The following is a 9,000-nucleotide window of genomic DNA, read 5'->3' on the forward strand; positions in this document are numbered from 1 at the left end:
GCGGATTGGCGGCCGGTTTTCATGCTGGCGAAAATCACGGCGCTTCCCTAATGTCGCTACACGGGAGGGAAGCAGGATGACAATTTCGGAAGAGTATCCGCGCCTCGATGCAACGGCGCTCGCGGAGCTTGTTCAGAAGGGCGAGGTCACACCTGCCGAACTGCTCGACCTGGCGATCGAACGGGTGGAGGCGGTCAACCCCGGAATCAACGCCGTGGTGGAACGTTTCTACGACAGGGCGCGAAGGGATGCGGCCACGGTGGAGCGCAGCGCACCGTTTGCCGGCGTGCCGATGGCGATCAAGGATCTGGCCGTGAGCATAGAGGGCGTGCCTGTCCATGCCGGCAGCGCCATCGAACCGCGTGTCGCGGACCGGGATGCAACCGTCATCGCGCATTACCGCAAAGCCGGGCTCGTTCCCTTCGTGACGGCGACCACTCCGGAATACGGCCTGCGTCTCGTGACCGAAACAAGGCGTTTCGGCATTACCCGCAATCCATGGAACACCAACCACGTGACCGGCGGGTCATCGGGCGGATCGGCGGCACTCGTCGCGGCTGGCGCGGTGCCGGTTGCCCATGCTTCCGACGGGGGCGGCTCGATCCGCGTGCCGGCGGCCTGCACCGGGCTTGTTGGCATGAAGCCCTCACGCGGGCGTGTGCCGCTCACGCCGGATGCCTCGGAAAGCTGGCACGGTTTCACCGTGCAACACGCGCTGACGCGTTCCGTGCGCGACAGCGCGGCCTTGCTTGACCTGTCGTCGGCCCACGATGCCAGTTCGCCCTACCGGGCGCCGCCGCCGGCGACCTCCTTTCTCGCTGCCTGTTCGGCTGCGCACAAACCGTTCAAACTGGCTGTCTACAGGCAATCGCCGCTCGGCCTTGAAATTTCGCAAGAGACCATGAAGGCACTGGACACCGCCGTGACCCTGGCACGCGACCTGGGCCACGCGGTGGAGGAGATCGACCTGCCGATGGTCAATCGCGATTTCATTGCCGATTTCGCCCGTTGCGTCTCCAGCGCCCACGCCGGCATCATCCGGATGGAGGCCGCAAGGCTGGGTCGTCCCGTCCACCGCGACCTGGAGCGCGTCACGAGAATCCTGGCACGCTTCGGGGAAGTCCAGAAGGCGGCGGCGGTGGAGGAAGCGCTGCAACGCCTTCAGGCGGCGTCGCGGGACCTGCTGACCCGAACAGAGCCGTTCGACGCGGTCCTGATGCCGGTCATCGCCCATCCGCCACTGGCCTGCGGGGCGATGGATCCTGCCGGCGCCGACGCGGTGACGGAAGCCATGCTCGACCGGCTGCGCCTGACCTCGCTTCTCAAGTTTCGTCCCTTTCTGGACCAGATGATCGACAAGAGCCTTTGGTTCACGCATTGGCCGGCCATACAGAACGTGACCGGCCAGCCGTCGATTGCCCTGCCCGTGCACATGACGGATGACGGGCTGCCGCTCGGCATCCAGGCAGCGGGACGCATCGGCGGCGAGGAAACCTTGTTCGCGCTGGCCGCGCAACTGGAAAAGGCGAGCGGCTGGCTTGGCCGGCGCGCGCCCATGGTTCCGGGCGCCGCCTGACCGCGATCAGGCCGCCTTGTCGTCCGGCACGAAATCGAGCGCGATTCCGTTGATGCAGTAACGCAGGCCCGTCGGCTGGGGACCGTCTTCAAAGACGTGGCCCTGGTGGCCGCCGCAGCGGCGGCAGTGAACCTCGGTTCGCGGCAGGAAAAGCTTGTAGTCTGTCTTCGTGCCGATGGCGTTTTCCAGCGGTTCCCAGAAGCTCGGCCAGCCGGTCTTGCTGTCAAACTTGGTTTCCGAGGAGAACAGCGGCAGGTCGCAGCCGGCACAGGTGTAGGTGCCCTTGCGCTTCTCGCCGAGCAGGTCGGAGGTGAAGGCGCGCTCGGTGGCTTCCTCGCGAAGCACGGCATATTCCTCTTCCGTCAGGCGCTCGCGCCATTCGGCTTCGGTAAGGGTTATCTCGAATTTCTCGCCCGCGACAGCGTTGTCACGACGGCCAAGAAGAGCCGCGCCGCCAAGGGCCGCGATGGCGGCTGCACCGGTCAGAAGTTTGCGGCGGTTCGTCATTGTCGAATCTCCCGGTACGAACGTGGTTTACCGATAATGTAAGGCTCTTGCCCGTCCATGACCAATCAATCGGATGCGAAGAACGGTCACGGGGCGGGCAAAAGTTCGTGATCGGGCGGCACTTCGGGGATGGGCGCAAACAGTGCCGCCCGTCACATGCCAGCCGCTTACGAGGCTGGCAGGAGCACGGTGTCGATGACGTGGATCACGCCATTGGACTGCTTCACATCGGCAGTCGTCACGGTGGCGACATTGCCCTGCCCGTCCTTGATCATGATCTTTCCGTCCTTCTCCATGGCGGTGAACTCGCAACCGCCGACGGTCTTGACCGGATGCATGCCGCCATCGTCGGCCACCATCTTTTCGATGGCATCGGACATGGCATTGGCAGCCACCACGTGACAGGTCAGAATCGTCGCCAGCCGGTCCTTGTTCTCCGGTTTGAGCAGGGTTTCCACGGTGCCGTCAGGCAACTTGTCGAAGGCGGCATTGGTGGGCGCGAAGACGGTGAAGGGCCCGTCGCCCTGCAGCGTGTCCACGAGGCCGGCCGCCTTCACCGCGGCCACGAGCGTGGTGTGGTCCTTGGAGTTGACGGCATTCTCGACGATGTTCTTGTTCTCGTACATCGGCGCACCGCCGACCATCGGGTTCGCCGCCCAGGCTGCGGTTGCAAGCGCGACGGTTCCGGCCAGGGCGATTGCGATGGACTTGGTCTTCATGTCTCTTCTCCCACTGAAGGTGATCGTTGGCGACGCTCGTCCTTGCGAGGTCCTGCACAGTCACGGGACGCCGGAAGAAGAAGTTTCAGCGAAGACGAAAAAAAGATCAGATGCCGCGCAATTCGCCCAGGGCCAGCACGGCGCCGGTAGGCGCGCCGGTGGGCGAACCGCCGACAGGTTCGTCGGAGATGGCAAGGGTCGCGCCGCCGGCCAGGCGGGATGCCAGCGCGGGCGCAAGCGGCATGCGGGCCGTCCCGCCATCCGGCAGAAGGCCCAGGGAGCGCGGCGGATTCCCGCCCTCGATCAGCCAGAGTTCGAAATCGCGGCCGGCGGCGGGCTCCCCGGCCAGGCGGGTCAGGTCGATGCTGCCGGATCCAGCCTGATAGAGCGCCACATAACGCACGGGCGAGGCATCGGCCTGCATGGCGGCGACGTAGCGGGCGGGGCCGGGCTCTGGCTCGACGAAGAACGGCAGGATGAAGATCACCGCCAGGCTGGCAAGCGCCGCGACCGACAGGCCGCGCCAGAAGGCGAGGCTGTTCCAGAGCGATCTGCCTTGCGGAGCAGGGTCGGGGCCGGCAAACAGGCGGCGGTCGATGGCGGCCTTGGCAGATGCGGGGGCGGGAACGTCCCGGTATGCGGCGTCGAGCGGCGAGAGCCTGCGCTCCCATTCCCAGACCAGCATCCGCAAGCCGCCATCAGCCTCGAGCCGCGCGGCGAATGCGCGGCGCTCGTCCGGCGGCAGGACGCCGAGCACATATTCGGCGGCGAGCAGCGCATCGCCACCGTCATCCATCCTGTGCTCGTCTCCGCCGTTCATCGTTCCAGGCACTCTTTCAGTTTCATCAGGCTGCGGCGCAGCCAGGTTCGCATCGTGTTGAGCGGCACGCCATGGCGCTCGGCCAGTTCCTCATAGGAATAACCCATGACATAGGCCGAACGCACGGCCTCGGCTCTTGCCTTTTCCAGTTCCTCCATGCAGGCGTCGATCCGCCGTCCTTCGCTCGCCGAATCCGCCAGGCGCTCCGGCCCCGGCGCGTCGTCGGCAAGGTCGAAAACCTCCTCCACGGGACGGGCCGGCGCCTTGCGGGCGCGCAGCCTGTCGATGCAGTGATTGCGGGCAATCGCCGCGAGCCATGAGATGGGACTGTGAGCGGAAACGGCGAAAAGGTCCGCCTTCATCCAGATCCGGACATAGATGTCCTGTAACGCGTCCTCCGCCTCGCCCCTGTCGTTCAAGACACGAAGACAGATGCCGAAAAGTTTCGGGCTTGTCGCTTCATAGAGGCGGTCGAAGGCGCTCCGGTCCTTCAGGCCGGTCCTGACGATGAGTTCGGAAATGCCATCTTCCTGACCGTCCATGGCTTGAGGATAGCGCGCGGCGCCATGCCCGACAATGGCGGCGCGATTGCGGGCGGCAGGCAATCGCGCTATCAGGCGCGCACGACCGTTACAAGCGCTGCAAGGACCACGACCGACATGGCCGACGAACCCGATCTCACCCCCGCAGAAACCCAGGCCCGCCTCCTCTCCCAGGCCCTGCCCTTCATGCAGCGCTACGAGAACAAGACGGTTGTGGTGAAATATGGCGGCCACGCCATGGGCAATGCCGCGCTCGGCCAGGCCTTCGCCCGCGACATCGCGCTTCTCAAGCAATCCGGCGTCAATCCGATCGTGGTGCATGGCGGCGGCCCGCAGATCGGCGCCATGCTGACCAAGATGGGCATCGAGTCCAAGTTCGAGGGCGGCCTGCGCGTCACCGACGAGAAGACGGTGGAGATCGTGGAGATGGTGCTGGCCGGCTCCATCAACAAGGACATCGTGCGCATGATCAATGCCGAGGGCGAATGGGCCATCGGCCTGTGCGGCAAGGACGGCAACATGGTTTTCGCCGAGAAGGCCAGCAAGACGGTGCGCGATCCCGACAGCAATATCGAACGCATCCTCGACCTGGGCTTCGTGGGCGAGCCGGCCGAGGTGGACCGGACCCTGCTCGACCTTCTGGCGCGCTCGGAAATGATCCCCGTCATCGCGCCTGTCGCTCCGGGCCGCGACGGGCATACCTACAACATCAATGCCGACACGTTCGCCGGCGCCATCGCCGGCGCGGTGGAGGCCACGCGCCTCCTGTTCCTGACCGACGTGCCGGGCGTCCTCGACAAGTCCGGCAAGCTGATCGACGAACTGACGGTGGCGGACGCGCGCGCCCTGATCGCCGACGGCACGATTTCCGGCGGCATGATCCCCAAGGTCGAGACCTGCATCGAGGCCATCGAACGCGGCGTGCAGGGCGTGGTCATTCTCAACGGCAAGACGGCCCATGCGGTGCTGCTGGAACTCTTCACCGAACATGGCGCGGGCACGCTGATCGTCCCCTGAGGCGAAAGGGGACCATCGCGCGACGGAGGCCGGGGCGACCCGGCCTTTTTTCTTGCCCATCGGAAATAGTTTGCTACCATAACAATTACACGGACGCAGGGAGAGCGTCCGTTTCCGCCACAGTGGCGGGGCTGACGACCGGCTGACCGGTCCGGCTCAATTCGGGAGGAACCGCAATGAAGACCATTCGCATGGCCGTGCTTTCGGCCGCCACCGCCCTTTCCGCATGGACCCCGGCCCAGGCGGCCGAAGTGGAACTGCGGCTATCGCACTGGGTGCCGGCCACCCATCCGATCCAGACGCTGGGCATCGAGCCCTGGGCCAAGTCCATCGAGGAAGCGTCCGAAGGGCGTATCAAGATCACCATCTTCCCCGCCCAGCAGCTGGGCGCGGCGCCGGACCACTACGACATGGCGCGCGACGGCATCGTCGACCTGTCCTACACCAATCCGGGCTACCAGGCCGGCCGTTTCCCGCTCTACAGCCTCGTCGAGATTCCCTTCCACATGAACAACGCCCAGCGCGGCGCCGTGGCGATGCACGAGTGGTATGCGCCGATCGCCGAGACGGAAATGGCGGACGTGATGTACTGCCTTGCCAATCCGCACGATCCGGGCACGATCCATTCCAAGGGCCCGATCAAGGTTCCCGGCGACATCAAGGGTCTGAACGTACGCCCGGCCCATGCGACCATGGCCCGCTTCATCTCGACGCTCGGCGGCGCACCGGTGCAGGTGCCCGCACCCGAAGCCCGCGAGGCCATCGCCAAGGGCGCGGCTGACGCCATCACCTTCCCGTGGAACTCGATCAACATCTTCGGCATCGATTCGGAGACCAAGTATCACCTCGACATGCCGTTCTACATCTCCGCGCAGCTCATGCTGATGAACAAGGACAGCTATGCGGCGCTGAGCGAGGAGAACCGCAAGGTCATCGACGACCATTGCACGGCGGAATGGTCCGGCAAGTTCTCCCAGGGCTGGGCCGAGAACGAGGCGTCCGGCCGGCAGAAGATGATCGACGCAGGCGGGCACACCATCTACGAGCCGACGGCGGACGAGGTACAGCAATGGCGTGACGCGGCGGCACCGCTGATCGACACCTGGAAGGAAGAGGCCAAGGCCAAGGGCGCCGACGCGGACAAGATGTACCAGGATTACCTGGATGCGCTGGCCCGCCACGACGCGAAATTCTGAGCCTTTCGACCTGACTTGCGAGCCGCCGGACCGTCCGGCGGCTCTTCACGACCAGCTTTCCGGAGCCTGCGATGACCAAGCCGCCCGTCGGCCCGCTGGAGCGCATGTCGCTTGCCGTCGAGAACGTCGCCGGCGTCCTGCTGGCCCTGATCACGATCCTGATCGTCGTCTCGGCCATCGGACGCTACCTTCTGGCATGGCCGGTGCCGGACGCCTTCGACCTGTCGCGCTTCCTCATCGGCGCCGCCATCATGTGGGGGTTCGCTTCCGTCGGCTATCGAGGCTCGCATATCAAGGTGGACATTGTCGCCGAAATGCTGCCACCCGGCGCGCGGCGCTGGATCGACAGTTTCGCCTGGGCGGTGCTGCTGCTCTTCTCGGTGCTGCTGACGTGGAAGATGTTCGGCCGCGTCGCCAGCGCCTATCACAGCGGCGAGGCCACGTTCGATCTCCGGATGCCGGCATGGATCTTCCTTGGCATCATCTGGCTCGGGGTCGCCTTCGCCAATGTCGCCATCCTGGCGCGGCTCGTCATGGTGGCCACAGGACGGGCGACCCTTGAGCATTTCGAGAACACGGAGATCGCCGACCCTGAAGAGACGGAGCGGCGGCCATGAGCAGCGCCGATCTCGTTGCCGTCGCCGGCTTCGTCGTCCTTTTCGCGCTGATGCTGCTGCGCGTCCCCATCGGCATCGCCATGGGCCTTGTCGGCGTGGGCGGCTTCGCAGCGATCACCGGGTGGAAACCGGCGCTGAACCTGCTGGCGCAGTCGCCGGTGCGCACCATCACCGATTTCAACCTCAGCCTCATTCCCTTCTTCATCCTCATGGGCGTGCTGGCAACCAATTCCGGCATGTCGCGCGAACTGTTCCGCACCGGGCAGGCCTGGTTCGGCTCGTTCAAGGGCGGCATGGCCCTGTCCACCGTGGGTGCCTGTGCAGGTTTCGCCGCCATCTGCGGCTCTTCGGTGGCCACCGCCGCCACCATGACCAAGATCGCCCTGCCGGAAATGCAGCGCGTGGGCTATCGCGACGATGTCGCGGCCGGGGTCATCGCCGCGGGCGGCACGCTCGGCATCCTCATACCACCCTCCGTCGTGCTGGCCGTCTATGCCTTCATCACAGAGCAGGACGTGGGCAAGCTGTTCATCGCCGGCGTCGTGCCGGGGCTGCTGGCCATCCTGATGTACATGGTCACGGTGCGCGTCGCCTATGCCCGGTCACTGCCGGCAGGCGAGCCCTTCAACCTGGGCGAGGCCATCCGGTCGCTGAGCGGTGTCTGGGCCGTCATGGTTCTGTTCCTGGCGATCATCGGGTCGATCTATTTCGGCGTGGTGACCGCGACGGAAGCCGCCGCCGTGGGCTCGCTGCTGACCGCGCTGATCGGCATCGCGCGCGGACGCCTCGGGCCGAAGCTGATCCTGGAAAGCCTGGTCGAGGCGCTGCGGACCTCGGTCGCCATCTACACCATCCTGATCGGCGCCATCCTGTTCGGCTATTTCCTGGCGATCACGCAGACGCCGCAGAAGATCACCGCCTTCCTGGTGGCGATGGATCTCGGCGCCTACGGCACCTTGGCGATCATCCTGGGCTTCTTCCTGCTGATGGGCTGCATCCTGGATGCCATGGCCATGATCATCCTGCTGGTGCCGATCGTCTTTCCGGTGATCACGCAACTCGGCTTCGACCCGATCTGGTTCGGCGTCATCATCGTCATGACGGTGGAGCTGGGGCTCATCACGCCGCCGGTCGGCATGAACGTCTTCGTCATCAACACGATTGCGCGCGAAGTGAAGCTGCCGACGATCTTTCGCGGCGTGCTGCCCTTCGTGGCTGTGGACGTGCTGCGGCTGATCCTGCTCATCATCTTCCCGGCACTGGTGATGTTCCTGCCGATGACCATGAAGTGAGCGCTGCAGCGCCAAAGACACGACGGAGAGAGACGATGGACACAGCCGCGCCGGAACTGAGGCACCTGTGCGACCTGAAGGTGGAACTGGCCCCGATCATGGAACTGGGCGACGCGCCGCGGGGACGCCGGCGGATCATTCCGATCACCGGCGGCACGGTGAGCGGCGAACGGCTCAGCGGCAAGATCCTCAACCTGGGCGCGGACTGGCAGACGATCCTGGCCGACGGCACGGCGGAACTGGACACGCGCTATTCCATGCAGACCCATGACGGCGCGATCATCGACATCCGCAATTTCGGCTTCCGCCACGGTCCCGCCGATGTGATCGCGGCGCTCGGGCGCGGCGAGGCCGTCGACCCGTCGCGCTATTACATGCGGACGCATCCGCGCTTCGAGACCGGCGACGAACGCTATGCCTGGCTCAACCGGATGATCTGCGTGGGAACGGGGTCGAGGCAGGCCGACCACGTGCGCATCACCTTTTTCGAAGTGCTCTGACCGGCCTGCTTTTCTTCACACAATTTCGCGGACGCGAAAGTCTGCAACTTTCGCTGAAATTGCCTGTCCGACCACGTGCGCATCACCTTTTTCGAAGTGCTCTGACCGGCCTGCTTTTCTTCACGCAATTTCGCGGACGCGAAAGTCTGCAACTTTCGCTGAAATTGCTTGTCCGACCACGTGCGCATCACCTTTTTCGAAGTGCTCTGACCGG

At 65.1% G+C, this 9,000-nt stretch carries 10 protein-coding genes; 6 read left to right on the top strand and 4 right to left on the bottom strand.

Features of this window, described 5'->3' with window-relative positions; all coding sequences use genetic code 11:
* The first annotated feature begins 76 nt into the window (after positions 1–76).
* The gene (locus tag ACLB6G_RS18625; protein WP_410357728.1) at positions 77–1,576 is read left to right on the top strand and encodes an amidase; all 1,500 of its coding nucleotides are present in this window, start codon (positions 77–79) and stop codon (positions 1,574–1,576) included.
* 6 nt (positions 1,577–1,582) lie between these two features.
* On the opposite strand, the gene msrB is transcribed toward ACLB6G_RS18625, so the two are convergent.
* The 4 genes from msrB to ACLB6G_RS18645 form a co-directional block, all read right to left on the bottom strand.
* Positions 1,583–2,083 carry a peptide-methionine (R)-S-oxide reductase MsrB gene (msrB, locus tag ACLB6G_RS18630; RefSeq protein WP_410357729.1) on the bottom strand — a complete coding sequence of 167 codons (501 nt, stop codon included), beginning with the start codon at positions 2,081–2,083 and terminating at the stop codon, positions 1,583–1,585.
* A 167-nt stretch (positions 2,084–2,250) separates the two neighbouring features.
* On the bottom strand, positions 2,251–2,802 hold the full coding sequence (locus ACLB6G_RS18635; RefSeq protein ID WP_410357730.1) for a fasciclin domain-containing protein: 552 nt from the start codon (positions 2,800–2,802) through the stop codon (positions 2,251–2,253).
* A gap of 106 nt (positions 2,803–2,908) precedes the next feature.
* Positions 2,909–3,622: an anti-sigma factor gene (locus ACLB6G_RS18640; RefSeq protein WP_410357731.1), complete on the bottom strand. Its 714-nt coding sequence runs from the start codon at positions 3,620–3,622 to the stop codon at positions 2,909–2,911.
* On the bottom strand, positions 3,619–4,164 hold the full coding sequence (locus ACLB6G_RS18645) for a sigma-70 family RNA polymerase sigma factor (protein ID WP_410357732.1): 546 nt from the start codon (positions 4,162–4,164) through the stop codon (positions 3,619–3,621). The genes ACLB6G_RS18640 and ACLB6G_RS18645 overlap by 4 nt, the downstream gene beginning before the upstream one ends.
* Before the next feature lie 117 nt (positions 4,165–4,281).
* Between ACLB6G_RS18645 and argB the strand changes: the two genes are divergently transcribed.
* The 5 genes from argB to ACLB6G_RS18670 all read left to right on the top strand — a co-directional run bounded on the left by argB (position 4,282) and on the right by ACLB6G_RS18670 (position 8,786).
* The gene (argB, locus tag ACLB6G_RS18650; protein ID WP_410357738.1) at positions 4,282–5,181 is read left to right on the top strand and encodes an acetylglutamate kinase; all 900 of its coding nucleotides are present in this window, start codon (positions 4,282–4,284) and stop codon (positions 5,179–5,181) included.
* 176 nt (positions 5,182–5,357) lie between these two features.
* Positions 5,358–6,377 carry a TRAP transporter substrate-binding protein gene (locus tag ACLB6G_RS18655; RefSeq protein ID WP_410357733.1) on the top strand — a complete coding sequence of 340 codons (1,020 nt, stop codon included), beginning with the start codon at positions 5,358–5,360 and terminating at the stop codon, positions 6,375–6,377.
* Positions 6,378–6,448: 71 nt separating this feature from the next.
* Complete coding sequence (locus ACLB6G_RS18660) at positions 6,449–6,994, top strand: TRAP transporter small permease (RefSeq protein WP_410357734.1); 546 nt, start codon at positions 6,449–6,451, stop codon at positions 6,992–6,994.
* A complete protein-coding gene (locus tag ACLB6G_RS18665; RefSeq protein WP_410357735.1) occupies positions 6,991–8,286 on the top strand; it encodes a TRAP transporter large permease in 1,296 nt (431 codons plus the stop codon). The genes ACLB6G_RS18660 and ACLB6G_RS18665 overlap by 4 nt, the downstream gene beginning before the upstream one ends.
* A 35-nt stretch (positions 8,287–8,321) precedes the next feature.
* Entirely contained in the window at positions 8,322–8,786 is a 465-nt protein-coding gene (locus ACLB6G_RS18670) for a DUF3237 domain-containing protein (protein WP_410357736.1), read from the top strand.
* Positions 8,787–9,000 lie beyond the last annotated feature (214 nt).

Origin of the sequence: Zhengella sedimenti, assembly GCF_046506625.1 — a bacterium.
GTDB lineage: Bacteria > Pseudomonadota > Alphaproteobacteria > Rhizobiales > Rhizobiaceae > Zhengella > Zhengella sedimenti.